The organism is Leisingera sp. ABM4_103, assembly GCF_056158685.1.
On record NZ_JBSWTU010000003.1, the window covers coordinates 60,684 to 78,923 of the forward strand.

The 18,240-nt window shown below is 65.0% G+C and carries 11 protein-coding genes; 8 read left to right on the forward strand and 3 right to left on the reverse strand.

What is annotated here, in order from left to right; genetic code table 11:
• Position 1: 1 nt before the first annotated feature.
• Positions 2-778: a glucose-1-phosphate cytidylyltransferase gene (rfbF, locus tag ACXAED_RS00820; protein ID WP_475046146.1), complete on the reverse strand. Its 777-nt coding sequence runs from the start codon at positions 776-778 to the stop codon at positions 2-4.
• Positions 779-1,191: 413 nt separating this feature from the next.
• Positions 1,192-3,483: a calcium-binding protein gene (locus ACXAED_RS00825; RefSeq protein WP_475046147.1), complete on the reverse strand. Its 2,292-nt coding sequence runs from the start codon at positions 3,481-3,483 to the stop codon at positions 1,192-1,194.
• Between the two features lie 261 nt (positions 3,484-3,744).
• Here ACXAED_RS00825 and ACXAED_RS00830 point away from each other — a divergent pair, with 261 nt between their 5' ends.
• From ACXAED_RS00830 to ACXAED_RS00865, 8 genes are all read left to right on the forward strand, one after another.
• Positions 3,745-4,926 (forward strand): DUF2793 domain-containing protein, encoded by a 1,182-nt coding sequence (locus tag ACXAED_RS00830; protein WP_475046149.1) that lies wholly within the window; start codon positions 3,745-3,747, stop codon positions 4,924-4,926.
• 292 nt (positions 4,927-5,218) lie between these two features.
• Entirely contained in the window at positions 5,219-5,842 is a 624-nt protein-coding gene (locus ACXAED_RS00835) for a sulfotransferase family 2 domain-containing protein (RefSeq protein ID WP_475046151.1), read from the forward strand.
• A gap of 51 nt (positions 5,843-5,893) precedes the next feature.
• On the forward strand, positions 5,894-8,356 hold the full coding sequence (locus ACXAED_RS00840; protein WP_475046153.1) for a CDP-glycerol glycerophosphotransferase family protein: 2,463 nt from the start codon (positions 5,894-5,896) through the stop codon (positions 8,354-8,356).
• Positions 8,357-8,563: 207 nt separating this feature from the next.
• Positions 8,564-8,968: a glycerol-3-phosphate cytidylyltransferase gene (gene tagD / locus ACXAED_RS00845; protein WP_475046155.1), complete on the forward strand. Its 405-nt coding sequence runs from the start codon at positions 8,564-8,566 to the stop codon at positions 8,966-8,968.
• A gap of 218 nt (positions 8,969-9,186) precedes the next feature.
• Positions 9,187-13,812 carry a CDP-glycerol glycerophosphotransferase family protein gene (locus ACXAED_RS00850; protein WP_475046157.1) on the forward strand — a complete coding sequence of 1,542 codons (4,626 nt, stop codon included), beginning with the start codon at positions 9,187-9,189 and terminating at the stop codon, positions 13,810-13,812.
• Positions 13,813-13,913: 101 nt separating this feature from the next.
• Complete coding sequence (locus ACXAED_RS00855; RefSeq protein WP_475046159.1) at positions 13,914-14,615, forward strand: sulfotransferase family 2 domain-containing protein; 702 nt, start codon at positions 13,914-13,916, stop codon at positions 14,613-14,615.
• Between the two features lie 43 nt (positions 14,616-14,658).
• A complete protein-coding gene (glf, locus tag ACXAED_RS00860; protein ID WP_475046161.1) occupies positions 14,659-15,822 on the forward strand; it encodes a UDP-galactopyranose mutase in 1,164 nt (387 codons plus the stop codon).
• A 75-nt stretch (positions 15,823-15,897) separates the two neighbouring features.
• Entirely contained in the window at positions 15,898-16,938 is a 1,041-nt protein-coding gene (locus ACXAED_RS00865) for an XcbB/CpsF family capsular polysaccharide biosynthesis protein (protein ID WP_475046163.1), read from the forward strand.
• A 66-nt stretch (positions 16,939-17,004) separates the two neighbouring features.
• On the opposite strand, the gene ACXAED_RS00870 is transcribed toward ACXAED_RS00865, so the two are convergent.
• Positions 17,005-18,024, reverse strand: a complete 1,020-nt coding sequence (locus ACXAED_RS00870; RefSeq protein ID WP_475046165.1) for a hypothetical protein — start codon at positions 18,022-18,024, stop codon at positions 17,005-17,007.
• Positions 18,025-18,240 lie beyond the last annotated feature (216 nt).

An 18,240-nucleotide genomic window follows, 5' to 3' on the forward strand; every position in this document is an offset into this window, starting at 1 on the left:
TTCACTTCTCCCAAACCGCCCAGGGGCGCTGACCGGAATTCCAGAGTTTCTGCAGGATGTGCTTGTCGCGCAGCGTGTCCATCGCCGCCCAGAAGCCGTCGTGGCGGTAGGCCATCAGCTGGCCGTCCCTGGCCAGGTTTTCCAAAGGCGCATGCTCGAACATCACCATGTCGCCTTCGATGTAGTCGAACACCTGCGGCTCCAGCACGAAGAAGGCGCCGTTGATCCAGCCCTCGGCGGTCTGCGGCTTTTCCTCGAAGGCGGTGACCTGGTCGCCTTCAAACCGCATGTGGCCATAGCGGGCGGGCGGGCGCACCGCGGTGATGGTCGCCAGCTTGCCGTGATAGCGGTGGAAGGCCAGCAGCTTGTCCAGATCCACATCGGACACCCCGTCGCCCCAGGTCAGCATGAAGGTTTCGTTGCCCAGGTGCGGCTGCAGCCGCTTGACCCGGCCGCCGGTCAGCGTCTCATCGCCGGTTTCGATCAGGTCGACGGTCCAGGGGGCATGCTCCTGGTCATGGCGCACAACCGGATCGGGGCGCCCCATATTGACGGTGATACTGCCCGCCAGCGTCCCGTATTCGGCAAAGTAGCGTTTGATGTAATCGCCCTTGTAGCCCAGAGCGACAGAGAAATCGTTATACCCGTAGTGGGAGTATATCATCATAATATGCCAGAGGATGGGCATCCCGCCGATTTCGACCATCGGCTTCGGCCTGACTGAAGTCTCTTCCGCCAGACGGGTCCCCTTGCCTCCGGCAAGAATAGCCACTTTCATAAAACTTCTCCTTTGATGGAGTTACTGGAAACACTGGTATCCTGGCCGGGCACGGGCCGGGCAGTTTCTGCAGGGGCTCCCCGCAAGGCGAAGGCACGACGGCATGGCGCCCCCCTCCCCTTTTCGTGGAAGGCGGCGAGACAGGAACGCTGGCAGCGGGCTGAGCCGGAACAAATTCTTCCGGCATTTCGCAACACAGCATACGGATCAATCTCGACCTTGGCAGAACCACTTAGACCCCCGGCGGGGGCAGAATATTTACCCCCTTGACGGAACGGTAATCCGAAACCTTCACAAGTAAAGGCCCGCACAGGTTCCCGGGCTTTCCGGCCGCAGCCTGCGGGGGGCCGAAACCCGTCATGCAGGCGGCCCGCCAGCAGCAGGCGCCGCTGAGGAAAGCGCTTGCGGCAGTCTCAGAACAGAAAATCATCCGCGTCCAGCTGGCCGGGGCGCAGGTCCTCCAGAAAGATCCAGCCCGACCCGGTGCCGATCAGCGTGCCGCCGTCCGCCCGGCTGATCTCCAGGCTATCAAATCCATCCGCCGCCGCCCCGCCCAGGCCGATCAGATCCGTGCCCGGCACGAAATCCGTGACCGTGTCGCGGCCGTGGCCGCCGGCAAAGACAAAGACATCGGCGCCGCCCTGCCCGGTCAGCTTGTCCTTGCCGCCGCCGCCCTCCAGCCGGTCATCGCCGCTGCCGCCCTTGAGGGTGTCACGGCCGCCGCCGCCCTTGAGGCTGTCGCTGCCGCTGCCGCCGATCAGCCGGCCGCCGCCGCTGCCGCCTTTCAGCAGGTCGCTGCCGCCGCCGCCCTTGAGGGTGTCGCGGCCGCCGCCGCCCATCAGCCGGTCATCGCTGCTGCCGCCCTTCAGCAGGTCGCTGCCGCCGTTGCCCTTGAGGGTGTCGGCGCCGCCGCCGCCCATCAGCCGGTCATCGCCGCTGCGGCCTTTCAGCAGGTCATTGCTGCTGCCGCCCCTGAGGGTGTCGGTGCCGCTGCCGCCGTCCAGCCGGTCGTTGCCGCTGCCGCCCTTCAGCAGGTCATTGCCGCTGCCGCCCTTGAGGGTGTCGGTGCCGCGGCCGCCCTTCAGCTGGTCGCCGCCCGCCAGCCCGTCCAGCAGGTCGTTGCCGCCGGTGCCCGCGATCCGGTCGCTGCCGCGGCCGCCGTAAAACCCGCCGCCGGGCAGGGTCACGCCGGGCTCCTGCCGCTCCGGGAAGGCAAACTGCAGGGCCGGGCCGAACACCTCCTCCAGCTCCATCCGGCCGCCGCCCTCCTGCACCAGCAGGATCCGGGTCTCCCCCGCTTCGATCTCGATGCCGAAGCTGCGCCCGCGGGCGTCCAGCTGGGCGGCGCTGCGGAGGTCCTCGAACAGTGACAGGTCGAGCCGGTCCTCGCCGGGGGTGAAGCCGCGCACCGTCACCGCTCCGGCCGCCGGGTTGATGACAAAGACATCGGCGCCGCTGCCGCCGTCCAGTTCGCCGCCGCGGGCGCCTGCCACCAGCACGTCGTCGCCGGCCCCGCCAGAAATGTCCGCGCCGCTCTCACCGCCGTCCAGCACGTCATTGCCGGCGCTGCCGCCCAGCCGGGCGGTGCCCGCCGCCGCCAGCCGCACCTCCCCCAGATCCGCCAGCGGCAGGGTGAACTGGCTGATGCCGCCTGTCGCGCCGGAGGCGGCAAAGACCTGCAGCGCGCCGCCCGCAACCGCCGCTTTCAGCGCGGTCACGTTCTGCAGCCCCAGCCCGGGCAAATGCTCCAGGCTCTGCAGGTGAATGAGCCCCGCGCCCGGCGCCAGGGTGAACAGGCTCAGGCCGCCGTCATTGCCCGCCGCCAGCACCAGGAGATGGCCCTCCGCCTCCACCACCTCCAGCGCCGCGACGCCGCCAAAGCGGGTCATTGCCGTGTCCATCAGCTGGGCCTCGAGGCGCAGGTCCCCGTCCGCCGCCACCTGCACCAGGGTGAGCGAGCTGCTGCCCGCGGCACCGATCAGCGCCCAGGATTTGCCGCCGGCCTCAAAGCTTTCCAGCGCGGTGATGCCGGAGACGGACAGCCCCTGCGCCGCGCCCAGATCATCTGCCGGGCTCAAGGCGCCGGTGGCGGCATCGGCGCGGTAGCTGTGCAGCCCTTGCGCATCCGCCGCCAGCAGCACCGGGCCGCCCGGCGCCTGCACCGTGGCCAAGAGCGCCGCCGGATCCAGCCGGTATGCACTGCTGCCGCCCGCTGCGGCGGTCTGGCCCTGCACACCGCCTGCCGCATCCAGCTGCCAGCCCTGCAGCCCGCCGCTGGCGGCCCCCACCGCGTAAAACGCCGATTTGCCGCCCGCCAGCTCCAGCAGCGCCACCGCGCCAAAGCCGCCCGCATCGGCGCCTGCCAGCGCGTCGCGCTGCTGGCCGCCCAGGCTGCCGCCGCCCGACAGCTCATAATAGGTCAGTTCGCCCTGGCTGGTCTGGCCCTGCACCAGCCGCACCGCACCGCCCGCCCCGGCCAGCTGGAACGGGCCGGTGCGCAAGGATGCCTCGCTATGCAGCAGCTGGCCCGCCAGCTGCGGCAGGCTGCCATCGGCTGCCAGCCGCCAGCGGCTGATGCCGCCGTTCAGGCCGGTGATGGCATAAAGCGTGGCCTGGCCGTCCTGCACCGCGATTTCCAGATCACGCAGACCGGTGCCGAAAATCAGATCCTCCGTGCCGAACCGTCCGGTGAATGCCAGTGCCATGACCCGCTCCTTTGCGCTTGCGATCCGGGGCTGAACGTGACCGGGCCGCCGGGCGCAAAGCGGGAAGCAAAACGGGCGAAATCAGGGACATTGTTTACAGATTGACGACAATTGCGCGAACAGGCCGGGAACGGGGCAGGAACAGGCGCCCCCGCCTGCAGCCGTTGCGTCCCCGGCGCACGCCCCGTTAGCCTGCGCTTGACCCGGCTCTGGCACTCTGGCGCGGATCCCGTTTCCCGCCACTGCCGGAGCCCGCTTCCCATGACCCAGTCCTCGCCGATCCTTGCCCTGCCCTATCTGATGCCGTCCCAGGCGCAGAAACATGTGACCCACAACGAAGCGCTGCAGCTTTTGGATGCGCTGGTGCAGCTCAGCGTCGAAGGATTCGATGCCGCCACCCCGCCCGCCACCCCGGCCCCGGGCGAGACCCATGCGCTGGGGGCGGCGCCGCAGGCGGCCTGGGCCGGCCATGCCGGCAGGATCGCGGTCTGGCAGGGCGAGGGCTGGCTGTTCCTTGCCCCCCTGCCCGGCTGGCGCGCCTGGAGCCTGGCGGATGCGGAGCTGCGGGTGTGGGACGGCAGCGCCTGGGTGCTGCCGCCTGCCGAAACCCAGAATCTGGCCCGGGTCGGGGTGGGCACCGCGGCCGATGCCGCCAACCCGCTGTCGGTGTCCGGCCCGGCGACACTGCTGACCCATGCCGGGGCCGGCCATCAGCTCAAGGTGAACAAGGCCGCCGGCAGCGACACCGCCTCCCTGCTGTTCCAATCGGGCTGGAGCGGCCGCGCCGAGATGGGGCTGGCGGGCAATGATGACTTCTCGGTGAAACTCTCCGCCGATGGCAGCAGCTGGAGCACCGCGCTGGCCTTGACGCCAAACGGGCGCGCGGGCCTTGGCACCGCCAGCCCGGCGGCGCAGCTGGAGATCCAGGGCAGCAGCGGCGACTACCTGCTGGCAGGCGGCGGCAGCGCCGGTTTCCGGCTTGGGGCAGACGGCAACGGCAGCTGCTCCGGCGCCTGGTCCGGCGGCGGGGCCGATTACGCGGAATGGTTCGAATGGGCCGACGGCAACCCGGACGCCGAGGACCGCCGCGGCCTCAGCGTGGTGCTGGAAGGCGCCAAAATCCGCCCCGCTGAAACCGGCGAGACGCCCATCGGCGTGATCAGCGCCAGCCCGGCAGTGATTGGCGACGGCGACCTGGGGGAATGGAAACACCGCTGGCAGCGCGACGCCTATGGCGGCCTGCTGCGCGGCGCCGCAGGACAGCCGCAGGAAAACCCCGCCTATGACCCGTCACAGCCTTACGTGCCGCGCAGCCAGCGCCCGGAATGGGCGCTGGCGGGCCTTCTGGGCAAGCTCCGGCTGCGCCGGGGCCAGCCCGCGGCGCCGGGCTGGATCCGGATGCGCGCGGTGTCGGAACAGGTGGAGGAATGGCTGATCCGCTGAGGCCCCGGCCGGTGCCTTGGCCCGCGGTGCCTTGGCCCTCGGCACCGCCCCCTGTGCATCCGGCCCCGCTTGCCGCAACTTGAAAACCGTGCGGAGTTTTCCGGACTCAGGCACCGGCATCTGCGCCGTGCTCCCCTGTGCGGATCTGCTCCCGGAACAGGCGTACTTCCGCCGCTGCACCGGACCGGTGCGGATATCTGCAGGGCCGCTTCGCCCTTTCAGGTTTCATAGATTTTCCCTAAAGGCTATGACGCAATAAAATCGGGATCACAAAACGGAAGGCCGCAGTTGTATGCCCCTGTACCGGAATGGCAGCAAAGTCATACTTTTCATTCATATTCCCAAGACCGGCGGTTCTACAGTCGAAGAAGTGCTGAAAGCCTCTGGAGCCCCGCAAGCCCTGAAGTACCACAAGCGGCTGGGCTATTCGAACGCCACACCGCAGCATATGCATTGGGAGGTGCTCAAGCATTGGGTGCCGGTCAGCTTTTGCGACTATATCTTTGCGGTCATCCGCCATCCGGTGGCCCGGATCGCCAGCGAATACCGCTGGCGCAAGGAGATCAGCGAGCAGGAGCTGCCGGAATTCGACACCTGGATCAGCCGGCAAATGGCCCGGTACCAGAACAACCCCTTTATTCTGGACAACCACATCCGCCCGCAGAGTGAATTCACCGGCCCGAAAACCAGGATCTTCCGCCTGGAAGACGGCATTGAAGATCCAATCCGCGCAGCACTGCAGCAGCTCGGCCTGCCGGCGGACAATCTCAGCATTCACCATGCCCGCAAATCCGAACGCAGCACGCTCACCCTGACAGAGCCTACATTGCAGAACATACGCAGTTTCTACGCTGCCGACTTCGAACGCTTCGGCTATGACCCGAACACCCTCCCGAAGGGGCTGCAAGTCCTGTAGCCTGCCTGACACTATCCGCTCCCGGGTGGTCATTTTACCTGGAGATATCCAATGCCCATGAAATCCCTCCTGCGCCTGGCCTATAACAGGCTTTACTGGACCAGCGGCTATATGCCGGCAGGACTCCGGCGCAGGATCGGGGCCTTCTACCGTTCCACGACCGAAACGCCCAAATCGCGCAAGGCTCCGGAAACCCTTTTCATCCGGGCTCTGGAACAGGAGCCTCTCCGCTCCGGTGTCATTCTTTACGAAAGCTTTCACGGCAGTTCGATGAATTGCAGCCCGCGGGCCATCTTCGATGCGCTGCTGGCGGACCCGGAACGGCAGGATCTGGAGCATGTCTGGTCGCTGAAGACGCCCGGCGCGGCGCCGGAGTTTCTGCAGAATCTGCCGAATGTGCGCTTTGTGAAACCCGGCTCCGCCGGGTATGCGCAGCTGCTGGCCACTGCCGGCACGATCATTTCGAACAGCACCCTGCCGACCTGGTACCTGCGCCGGGACGGGCAATCCTATGTGAACACGTGGCACGGCGTGCCGTTGAAGCGGATGTTCAAGCATGAGGACGCCCTGCACCCGACCGTGCACCGCAACAGCCAGCGCAATTTCCTGCAGGCCACGCATGTGCTCTTGCAAAACAGCTTTACCGCCGAGGCCTTGCTCGGCGCCGCCGATGTGGCTGAAGCGGTGGCAGGGCGGCTCATCTGCACCGGCGCCCCCCGGGTGGACGAAACACTGAATACAGACCGCGCCGCGCTGCGTGCCGAACTGGGGGTGGCTGACAGCCAGAAGCTGATTTTCATCGCGCCCACATGGCGCGGCAAACTGGGCAAGGTGGAAAAGACAGCCCCCATGCTGGAGGCTCTTCTGGACGCCTTGAACGAGCTGCCTTGCGAAGAATATGCCGTGTTTGTCCAGATGCATGACTTCACCGGCACCCGGCTGCCGAACGCCCGTCCCCTGCCTGAAGGGATGTCCACCAACCGCTTCATGGCTGCCGTGGACGTGCTGGTCAGCGATTATTCCAGCATCATGTTCGACTACATGGCCACCGGGCGGCAACTGATCCTCTATGTGTATGACCGCACGGAATACGAGGAGCTGCGCGGCCTGAACGCCCCTCTGGAGACGCTGCCCGCGCAGCTGTGCATCCGGCCGCAGGACGTGATCGAAGCCATCCGCGGCGGCCAGCGCGGCGATGCTCTGCCGCAGTATGCCGCAGCCCGGGAGCGGTTTTTCCCGCTGGAGGACGGCCAGGCCACCGCCCGCGCCGTGGCGGCGATTGCTGAAGTGCCGCAACGGCAGCGCTTGCGCCCCCGGATCGCGTTCTTTGGCGGCGGCTGGAAGAACAACGGCATCACCTCCTCCCTGCTGAACCTTCTGGCTGCCCTGCAGCAATATGATCTCGACATCTATGTGCTGACCGAAGGCAAGCCGCTGGAAGCCACCGAAGAGCTGCGGTCGAACCTGCTGCGGGCCGGACCGCGGGTGCGGCTGCTGCACCGGGCCGGCGCCATGCCCCGCACCCCGGAGGAGAACAGGGCCCTGGAGCGGTTTTACGCCCAAAACGGATTTGACGGCCCGGACCATGAAGCTGCGGTCACCGCCCTGTTCCGGCGGGAGGCACGGCGCCTGACCGGGGATCTGGAATTCGACGCCGCCATCGACTTCAGCGGCTACGCCCGCTATTGGAGCATGCTGCTGGCCATGCTGCCTGCCAAAAGGCACGCGATCTACCAGCACAATGATATGCGCTCGGAAGCGGACAAGCGCTTTGACGTTCTGAACGGCGTCTTTGCCACCTACAAATGGTATGATGCGGTGGCCAGCGTTTCCGATGAAACCCGGCAGGTGAATGCCGCCAGCCTGAGCGCCTGCTACGCATCTCCCGGGGCCGCTGTCACCGTACGCAATGTGATCCTGCCGGACCGTATCCGGGAACAGGCCGCAGCCCCGATGCCCGCAGATCTGGTCCTGCCCAAGGACAAGCCGGTCTTCGTGATGGCGGGGCGGCTGTCGCCGGAGAAGGCCCAGGACCGGGCAATCCGGGCCTTGGCCGAACTGCGGGCCGGCGGCCATGAAGCGGCGCTGGTTCTGATGGGCACCGGGCCGCTTGAGGAGCAGCTGAAAGCCGAGGCCCGCGCTTGCGGCGTTGAGGATCTCGTCATTTTTGCAGGCCATGTCAGCAATCCCTTCCCGGTCATTGCCCAAGGCAGCTGCTTCCTGCTCAGCTCCGATTATGAAGGCCAGCCGATGGTGCTTCTGGAAGCGCTCACCCTTGGCAAACCAGTCATCGCCACAGACATTCCCGGCGCCCGCAGCGTCCTGGGAGACACCCATGGCCACCTGGTTCCCCCCAGCGATGCCGGGGTCGCCGCAGGCATGCGACACTTTATCGGCAAAAAAATTCCGAAGGCGGAATTCGACACCGAGCGCTATTGTGAAGACGCTTTGCAGGATTTTTTCAAACAGGTGCTTGGGTTTACACCGGACCGCCTGCCGCAGCCGCCGCAATGACCGGGACAGGGGAAGCCGCAAACAGGTGACTTTTCGATAATTGCTGCCCGAACAGTCTACCCAAAAGGCACTCAAGCCGTTATGGACTCAACTACAATAACTGAACCTTCCCGGCCGAGCAGCCACTTCAGGAAAGATACGGAAATGCGGTTGCACGAAGCCGGGTGCAGGTTTTTGGCCTGATCGGCGTAGAACATGGAGTTTTTGATGCGGCGTGTGATTACCTACGGCACTTTTGACACTCTTCACTTCGGGCACATCCGCCTGCTTCGCAGGGCCCGGGCATTGGGTGACTATCTGGTCGTCGCGCTCTCCACTGATGACTTCAACGCGCTCAAGGGCAAGACCTCGAAATTCTCCTGGGAAGAACGCAAGCGCGACCTCGAGGCCATCCGCTATGTGGATCTGGTGGTCCCGGAGAACAACTGGGAACAGAAACGCCAGGACGTGATCGAGAACAAGATCGACGTCTTCACCATGGGCGATGACTGGACCGGGAAATTCGACTTCCTGTCGGACCTGTGCCAAGTCATTTACATGCCGCGCACCCCGGAGATTTCGAGCACGATGATCCGCAGCAAGATGCAGGATTTGAGCACCGCTGCCGAATAACCCCGCGCTGGGGTTCTCCAGGCGGCAGCCTAGCGTGCCTGCCTTGCTTATGAGCCGCCAGAGGGGCCTGATCCCGCCGCTGGCGGTTCTTGGCATTTTGCACCGCCCGCATTCCGGTGTGCCGCTCATCCTTGCTCTCCGTACGACAAAAACCGCAACCGCAACCCTGCAACTGCGCGTGCAGTTAACCGGAAAACCACAACAGAAACATGACAAACATGCCGTCTCTCGAAGCCCGCCAGCCGCAGCATGAGAACGCCCCCGCCGTTTCCGGACAGGACCGTGTTGCCCCTTCCCGCCCCCTCCTGACGGATCCCCTGGCCGCCCCCGCCCCCCAGCTGCCAATCGAAGGCGGCGCCGGCTCTGTGACCATCCGCCCGGCAGAAACAGGCACCCCGTTCAAGGCAGCCCTGGGGGCCCAGCTCTGGGCCGCCCTGTCGGCAGCGGCGGCCGCCCCGGCTGAACATGCCCCGGAACTGAGCCTCTCTTTCTTCCGCGAGGCCCAGGCCGATGTCTTGCTGCCGCACGCGCTGTCCGACAGGGGCTACCATTTCGGCCGCGACGGCAGCACCCGCTATTACAGCCGCTTCCGCCATCTCTTCCTGCCCGGCAACTGGCACCGCCGCCGGGTGTTCGAAATGCAGCAGGTCTGCAAAAGCGTCGACAGCATTCAGACGGTCGGTTCCGTCCGGGTCGATATCCTGCGGGAGCTGCGCCGCAGCCATGTCAGGGAACGGCGCGGCGGGCATCAGCTGACGGTGCTGATTGCGCCGGGCAACGGGCGCTGGAAAAGTACCGCCGGGCAGCCGCTTGGCCTCAGCAAGCCCGGCCTGCAAGCGCTGAAGGAGCTGCTGGCGCCGCATTGCGATCTGCGGATCAGCCTCCATCCGAACAACCGCCGCAACAAGACCCCGGTGACCGGCGACCTGCTGGATGCGGATCTGGTGATTTCCGATTACAGCTCTGTCCTCTACGAAGCCTGGGCGATCGGCAAGCCGGTGGTCTTCCCGCGCTGGCTGTTCGGTGAGGAGCTCATCACCCATGCGCCGCAGTCTGCCGAAGGCCATATTATGCAGCACCGGATCGGGCTGCACCCGGACACGCCTGAGGATCTGCTCGCCCTGCTGCAGGCGCCGCCTGTGATGCCTGGCAGCGACGTCGACAGTTTCATGGAAGACTATCTGGACAACTACCGCGGCGGATCCGCTGTCCAGCGCGTGCTGTCATTGCTCGGGCTCTTGGGCGATCCCGCAGCCGCCGCCTATGCGGAAGATCAGAAGCAGCAACTGGCACAGCTGACCGGGGCACGCGATTGGGAACAGACTGAAGAATGCGCCCGGCACATGATCCAGCTGCTGGGCGATGTCCCGGAAGCCCATGATGCGCTGGCTGCCAGCCTGCACGGCCGGGGCAAATGGTGGCAGGAAGCTGCCGCACTGGAAACGCTGATCAGCCTCACCCCCCGGCCCAAGGCAGATTACTGGCTGCGCCTCGGCAAGGCACAGGAGACCATGCGCCGCCCGGCAGAGGCGGCTGTCTCCTACCGGAACGCCATCGCCCGCGCAGGCAGGACCGCGCCCGCGGAGTGGCATTACCGGCTGGGGCACGCCCTTGAGACCGCGGCCCGCGAGGCCGGCAGCAGCAGGCCGGCGGACGCCGCCCAAAGCGCCTATGCGCAGGCTATTGCCGCTGACGGGAGACTGTCCGCCAAACGGTTCGGGATTGGCGTCTTCCATGCCGCCCGCGGCAATTGGCCGGCCGCAGCCGCGGCCTATCTCGACAGGCTCGCCGCCGCCCCCGGCGATGCCGAGCTGTGCTACCGCACCGGCATGGCCCATGACCGCTGCTATGACTGGGCCGCCGCCGAACGGTTCTATTGCATGGCCATCGCCGCCAATCCACAGGTGGCAAGCTGGCATTTCCGCCTTGGCTTCGTGCGGGAACGGCAGCAGAAGTTTCAGGAGGCCGCCGCCGCCTATGAGGCCGCGGTGCAGCGAACTGCCAAACACATCCCCTATTGGAACTACCGGCTGGGCTATGTGCTGGAAAAAGCCGGCGATCCGGAAGCGGCCTGCCAGGCCTTCCTTGGCCTGATGCCCGCGCCCGAAGCGGAGCAGGAGCAGCCGGAGCAGCCGGAGGCGCAGGACAGTGCCTATGCGCGCGCCATCCTGCGAAGCGCCGAAGAGGACTGCCGCAGCTTCCTGCAACAGAATGTTGCCCAGTCCGGCCCCTGGCAGGCCCTGGCCGCGCAGTTCCTGGAGCCGGCCGGGAAATGGGAAGAGGCGGCCCAGGCCTATGCCGCCGCCATCGCCCGCAGCAGCCGCCACGACCCGGCCCTCTATCACGGGCTGGGCCGGGCGCTGACCCGTCTGGGGCGCCATGCGGAAGCCTGTGACGCCTTCCGCAGCTTCCGTATCCTGCAGCGCCCGCACGGGCTGAACGAGGCCGCAATGCTCGACGGTGTAGGCCGCCGCCGGCTGAACAGCTATATCGAATACTGTGAAGTGCTGCCGCTGGCGCCGCGGACCATTCTGTATGAAACCTTTCACGGCGCCTCGGTGTCCTGCAGCCCCTATGCCATCTGCCTGCATCTGCTGAGCCTGCCGGAATTTGCCGATTACACCCACATCTGGACGGTCACCGATCATACCCGCATTCCCGACAGCCTGCGCGGCCTGGACAATGTGGTTTTTGTCAAACGCTACAGCGACGGCTACATGCGGGCCCTGGCGACGGCCGGCCATCTGCTGAGCAACGTCTCCTTCGCGCAGTTCTTCTGCCGCCGCGAAGGCCAGAAATACCTCAACACCTGGCATGGCACCCCGATCAAATATCTGGGGGAGGACATCAAGGAAGGCATGTTCGCGCACCGCAACGTCGCCCGCAACTTCCTGCAAGCGACCCATATCACCAGCCAGAACAGCCATACGAACGATATTCTTCTGGACCGCTACGGGGTGTCGCATCTCTTTGACGGGGAGGCCCGGGTGTTCGGCTACCCGCGCACCGATCTCACCCTGAACCTGCCGGCGGACAGGCAGGCCGCGCTGCGCAGCACGCTTGGCCTGTCCGAAGACGACCCGCGGAAACTGGTCCTTTATGCACCGACCTGGCGCGGCACCCATGGCGACCCGGGGATTGACCTGCACCAGCTGCTGTCCGATCTGAAAAAAATGCGCGAGGCAGGCCATTTCGTGGTCTTCCGGGCCCACCACATGGTGGAGCAGATGGCCGCAAGCATGGCTGGCCCGGACCTCTGCATCGCGCCCTCCAGCCTGGATACAAATGAGCTGCTGGCCGTCACCGATATCCTGGTCACCGACTATTCCAGCATCTGCTTCGACTTTTTCCCGCTGCAGCGCCCGGTCATCTATTACGCCTATGACGAGGCCCGCTACCAAAAGGAACGCGGGCTCTACATGGAGCTGTCCGGCCTGCCCGGCACGGTCTGCCGCACAGCGGCGGAACTGGGGAAGGTGCTGTCAGACACCGGCCAGCTGGCCGCAGCCTGCCCCTCGGCAGAGGATGTCCGCCAGTTTCTGCCGGCCGACAACGGGCGCAGTGCCGCCCGGGTTTCCGACTGGTTCTTCAACGGCGTTCAGCCCGCGGATGCGCCGCTGCCTGCGGAAACCGCCAAACGCCCCAAGGCGCTGGTCTTCAGCGGGCCGCTGCTGGCCAACGGGATCGGCACATCCTTCGTCAATCTGATGCGGGAGTTCGACCCGGGCCTTTACGATATCTCCCTGCTGCTGCCGGACCGGGCAGCGCAGGAAGCCGACCCTGGCATCCTGCAGCGCCTGCCGGACACGCTGAAGCATGTCAGCATCGGCAATGAATACATGCAGACGCTGGAAGAAGCCTGGATCCGTGAGAAGTTCCGCAACTGGGGCATGCTGCCCTCCAAAGAGATGCAGCAGATCCTGGAGCGCCAGGCCGATCGGGATTTCGCCACTTACCTGGGCCGGGCGCCAATTGATCTGGCTTTGAACTTTGAAGCCTATGATGGCCGTTTCACCGCCTTGTTCGCGAAGTCCCCGGGGCGCCCGATCCGCCGGAACAGCATTATCCTGCATAACAATATGAAAGAGGAAACCGCGCAGCGCTTCCCCTATCTGATCCGCAACCTGCAGTATTTGCACAATTTCGACACCGTCCTGTCGGTCTCCCGCGCGACCGCGGATCTGAACGCAGAGTTCCTGCAGCAGCAGTTTGCGGTACCGCAAGAGAAGCTTGGCCATTTCGACAACCTGCAGGACCCGGATGCGGTCCGCGCCCAGGCCGGCAAGCCGCTGCCGGAAGAGATGGCGCCGCTCTTTGACGGCCCGGGGCCGGTCTTCATCACCCTGGGGCGGCTGTCGGTGGAGAAGGATCACGCCAAGCTGATCCGCGCCTTCCGCGGGATTCTGAAGGACGCCCCCGGCGCCCAGCTGGTGATCCTCGGCGAAGGGCCGCTGCGCAGCAGCCTGGAGCAGCAGGTGCGCCGCCTCGGCCTGACCGGCCATGTGCATCTGCCCGGCCATACCGCCAACCCCTTCCCGCTGCTGAAACAAGCGGATTGCTTTGTGCTGTCTTCCAACCACGAAGGCCAGCCGATGGTGCTGTTTGAGGCGATGATCCTGCAGAAACCGATCGTCGCCACCGATATCACCGGCAACCGCGGCGTGCTGGACGGCCGCGCAGGCCTGCTGATCCCCAATTCGGCCGAGGGGCTGGAAGAAGGGATGCGGGCTTTCCTGAACGGGAAGCTGCCGCCCGCGGAATTTGATGCCGCCAGCTATCAGGCCCAGGCGCTGGAAGCGTTCTACCGCAAGGTCTGCGGCCTGCAATCCGGGCCGGCAGCATGAAACTCATCTGGCCCCGGCAGCCGGCAGCTGGCAAACAGGGAACCGGTGACAGGCCGGACCGCAGCCAGTCAGCCCTACCAGTCAGTCAGCAAGGGAACAGCATGCCTGAAAACAAATCACGCTCAGACGGTTTTGCCCTGGTGCATGTCGGCAAGACCGGCGGCACCAGCCTGCGGCTGCTGATCAAGGAGCTTCGCTCGGCCGGCTTCAAGCTGCCCTTGAACAAGCTGCGGCACAGGGTGACCGCCGGCGAGGCTCTGGAAGAGCAGCCCGGCCTGCAGCTGGGCTTTGTCTACCGGGATCCCGCCGCCCGGTTCGTGTCGGGCTTCAACAGCCGCCTGCGCAATGGGCGCCCGACCCATAACAGCCTGTGGACACCCGCCGAAGCTGCCGCCTTTTCCTGGTTTGCCGACGCCAACAGCCTTGCCGAAGCCCTCTATGCGGAAGATCCGCGCTTGCAGTCTGCCGCGCATTTCGCGATGGACAGCATCCGCCATCTTGCCCGCGGGTATGCTTTCTACTTTCAGTCCCCGGCCTATTTCCAAAGCCTCCAGGAGCAGATCTACTGCCTCTGCGAACTGAGCGACCTCAACACCCGTGCCGCAGAGTTCTTTGCGCCTTTCGGCGTGCCGGAGGAAGCCGTGCTCAGCCGCATGAAGCAGAGCCACAGCGCCCCCAGCGCCCCTCAGCCTCTGTCGCCGCTGGCCCTGGAGAATCTGCGCCGGTTCTGGGACATGGAATACCAGCTTTACGACTGTTTCCGGGAAACCGACGCGAAACGCCGCCAGCACGGGGCCGCGTGACAGGCGGCCCCTGTTCAGGCGGCCGGTCCCGGGGAGAACTGCGATGAATATTCTATGCGTGGGCGCCGGGCTTTCCGGCGCCGTGATCGGACGGCATCTGGCGGAAGCGGGCCATCAGATCACCGTGGTGGACAGCCGCCCCCACATCGGCGGCAACTGCCATACCGAGCGCGACGCCGGGACCGGCGTGATGGTGCATGTCTACGGGCCGCATATCTTCCACACCGACGACGAAGAGGTCTGGGACTATGTGAACCGGTTTGCGGCCTTCAAGCCCTACAGGAACCGGGTGAAATCGACCACCCGCGGGCTTTCGGGCGCTAGGGAAGTGTTCTCGCTGCCGGTGAACCTGCACACCATCAACCAGTTCTTCCGCAAGACGATGCGCCCGGAAGAGGCGCACCGCTTCATCACAGAGGAACAGGCCGACACCTCGATCGAAAACCCGCAAACCTTCGAAGAGCAGGCGATGCGCTTTGTCGGCAAGGATCTCTATGAAGCCTTCTTCAAGGGCTACACCATCAAGCAGTGGGGCATGCACCCGTCCGAACTGCCCGCCTCGATCCTCAAGCGGCTGCCGGTCCGCTTCAACTACGACGACAACTATTTCTTCCACCGGTTCCAGGGGATGCCGGCAGACGGCTACACGGCGATGATCGAAAAGATCCTCGAACATGAAAACATCACCGTGAAGCTGGAGACCGGATTCACCCCGGAGACGGGCGCATCTTATGACCACGTGTTCTACTCCGGGCCGCTGGACGGCTATTTCGGCTACCGGCTCGGCCGCCTCGGCTACCGGACGCTGGATTTCGAGCGGTTCACCCACCAGGGCGACTACCAGGGCTGCGCGGTGATGAACTACGGCGAGGAAGAGGTGCCGTACACCCGCATCACCGAGCACAAGCATTTCGCGCCCTGGGAAGAGCATGAAGGCTCGGTCTTGTACCGCGAGTTCTCCCGCCTGGCCGGGCCCGGCGACATTCCCTATTACCCGATCCGCCAGGTGAAGGAGAAGGCGCTGCTGGCCGGTTACGTCAAGCTGGCCGAACAGACCGCGGGCGTCACTTTCGTGGGCCGCCTGGCGACCTACCGCTATCTCGACATGGACGTGACCATCCGGGAAGGCCTGGACGCGGCGCGCGGCTTTGCCGCCTGCCTGGAAAAAGGCGAGACCCCGCCTGCGTTTTTCACCGCGCCGCTGTAATCCCCTGGCGGGGTTACAGAAAAGCATTCCAGCATATACTGCTGCACTTGCTCCTCCACACTGCATGAGGCCAATTTGGAACATCAAAACACTGCAACCGTGAAGCATGTCGGATTCCCGATGCCGGTTTCTGATTTGAAGCGGCTTCTCGATGATGAGCCCCGGATCAATTTCATCCACATTCACCACGGCAGCAGCGGCCAGCCGGGCACCCCGAACATCATCGACCTGGCCCGCAAAGATGCTGCTGCCAAGGACATGCTGGTTCTCCTCGCCAATGCAGGCTTTCATTTATATGTCCTGCGCGACGGTGTTTCCTCGATGGTCCGGCACCGGCGGATTGCAACCCTGTGGCGGAAAGTTGAGCGGGGCGAGGTGCAGGCCGACAGCAACGGCATCTTCTACGAGCATCAGCCCGCCGCGGGGGCCGGTGCCCCGAAGCTGCTGGTTGTCTTCTCATCCGTTGCAGGGAAGATGTATCAGGCGAGCCTGATGCGGCATTTCGAACGGAACTTTTCCTCTATCGGAAAATACGTCCCTCACAACACCCATATCCTGCGCATTGCAGATTTTGGCAGTGTCCTCGGCTCTTTTTACCTGAACTCCCATGCCCTGCCGCACAATGAAGCCAATATCTGGAACCGGATCCGGGAGACCGCGGCCAGCATTGGCGCAGACCGGAACAGCACCGTGCTTTACGGTGTCTCCAAAGGCGGAACCGCCGCCGCCTTTTACGCGCTGCGCCATGGCCTCAGGGCTGTTGCCGTCGACCCGATCCTGTCTGACGAGCATTACATCACGGAACACGGCGACTTGCATTTCACGCAGGGCACGTTTCCCGCAACCAAGCAGGAGCGCTTTGCCAGCCTGCTTCAGGACGTGCATCCGGATGCCCGGCTGTCACTGATTTGCTCATCCCGCTCGCCGCAGTACAAGTATATCGAACCCGCGCTGATCCGCCCCTTCCAGGACCGTTTCACGATCCTGAACTCAGAGAACCCGGCGATCAAAAGCCACCCGGATGTCGGTCCGCGAACCATTTCCCATATGACGGCACAATTGAACCTGCATCTTGCAGGCCTGACGCTCCCCGGCGGGTTTCATACGGTCTGGTAACCGCAGCCCGGCCCTGGCGGGCCGGGGCTGATCCGCCAGGCGGGAGCCGGGGTCCGGCGCTCTCGGTCAGGCCGTCAGCTGTTCCGCCAAGCGGATCAGGGTCCGCGGCGCCACCTCGGGCTGCGGCGCGGAGACATCGAAGGCGCTCCAGTCGACCTCCAGCGCCTCTGGACAGCTGGCAAAATAGCGGGCCGTCACCCAATCGTTAGAGCTGGCAAAGCTCTTCTGGAAGGCGCGCGCGGTTTCCGGATCCGGGCGCACCTTGCCGGGCGGCACTTCCTCGCGCAGCCAGCGGCGCAGCAGCTTCCGGGACTCCGGAGCAAGGCTGCAGCCTTCGGTTTCGCTGTTCAGAAGCCGCAGCACTTCAGCGGCCCAGCTGCCCATGCTGCTGTTTTCCCGTTCCGGGAACTGCAGCTCCGGCTCTGTCATCTGCAGCCCAAGCACTGGCCCGAAATCTGACAGCACCCCGTGCGGCAGCCCTTTCACGGCCGAAAACGGCCGCACGTCCAGCGCCTCCTCGCCGAACTCCCGGGCCCACATGCGCAGGATCTTGCGGAAATCGAAATAGCGGCGCTTGGCGCCCCGCGCCATGCGCCGTTTCAGGAAACTGTTGATATCCTCATCCAGCCCATGCCGCAGCATCGTCGAATACAGGGCAATGGCATGATGTATCTGCGGCCGCAAGTAGACCACGACACGGACCTCCCGCCCCTGCAGGGCAGGCGCCAGCAGCTCCTTGAGCCGCGCGAACTGCTCAGGCTCCGCGCAGCGCGAGTGCATATGCTCGCTGGAAATCACAATCTGCTCCGCCGGAGCAGTCCCGATTTCCGCCGCCAGCGCGGCTGGCAGCTGCTGTTCGAAGGCCGCGTAATCCTGCTCTGTGCGGATGCCGTGCTTGCGCTGCATCTGGGACTGCGTCAGCCGTCCCTGCAGATAGGCTGGTATCTTGTTATGCGAAACCTCCCCCAGCGCTTCCGGGTAGCAGATCCCCTTCTCCGCCAGCAGTTTCCGGTTGCCCGAGAGAAATTTCTGGATACTCGTCGAACCGGTTTTGGTTGTCCCGATGTGCAAGATCGTCCGTTTCATTACGCGCTTTCATCACTGGTTCAGATGTACAGGCCGCCCCAAATTTACGATGCTCTAACGACGGCCCGGAGATACTAGGGGCACTTTCCGGGAGATGCCACAGAGGTTTTCGCTGCGCTCCGGGAAAATGGCTACCCAACCCGGCGGGAGTCGGCTATCTACCCCCCGCAACGCAGTATTCGCCACTGCCCCCGCGAACGAACGGAGCTCCATGCG

Bases quoted from the DNA above. Each gene is read 5' to 3' on its own strand.
- rfbF (WP_475046146.1), bottom strand. From the start codon at position 778: ATGAAAGTGGCTATTCTTGCCGGAGGCAAGGGGACCCGTCTGGCGGAA.
- ACXAED_RS00825 (WP_475046147.1), bottom strand. From the start codon at position 3,483: ATGGCACTGGCATTCACCGGACGGTTCGGCACGGAGGATCTGATTTTC.
- ACXAED_RS00830 (WP_475046149.1), top strand. From the start codon at position 3,745: ATGACCCAGTCCTCGCCGATCCTTGCCCTGCCCTATCTGATGCCGTCC.
- ACXAED_RS00835 (WP_475046151.1), top strand. From the start codon at position 5,219: ATGCCCCTGTACCGGAATGGCAGCAAAGTCATACTTTTCATTCATATT.
- ACXAED_RS00840 (WP_475046153.1), top strand. From the start codon at position 5,894: ATGCCCATGAAATCCCTCCTGCGCCTGGCCTATAACAGGCTTTACTGG.
- tagD (WP_475046155.1), top strand. From the start codon at position 8,564: ATGCGGCGTGTGATTACCTACGGCACTTTTGACACTCTTCACTTCGGG.
- ACXAED_RS00850 (WP_475046157.1), top strand. From the start codon at position 9,187: ATGCCGTCTCTCGAAGCCCGCCAGCCGCAGCATGAGAACGCCCCCGCC.
- ACXAED_RS00855 (WP_475046159.1), top strand. From the start codon at position 13,914: ATGCCTGAAAACAAATCACGCTCAGACGGTTTTGCCCTGGTGCATGTC.
- glf (WP_475046161.1), top strand. From the start codon at position 14,659: ATGAATATTCTATGCGTGGGCGCCGGGCTTTCCGGCGCCGTGATCGGA.
- ACXAED_RS00870 (WP_475046165.1), bottom strand. From the start codon at position 18,024: ATGAAACGGACGATCTTGCACATCGGGACAACCAAAACCGGTTCGACG.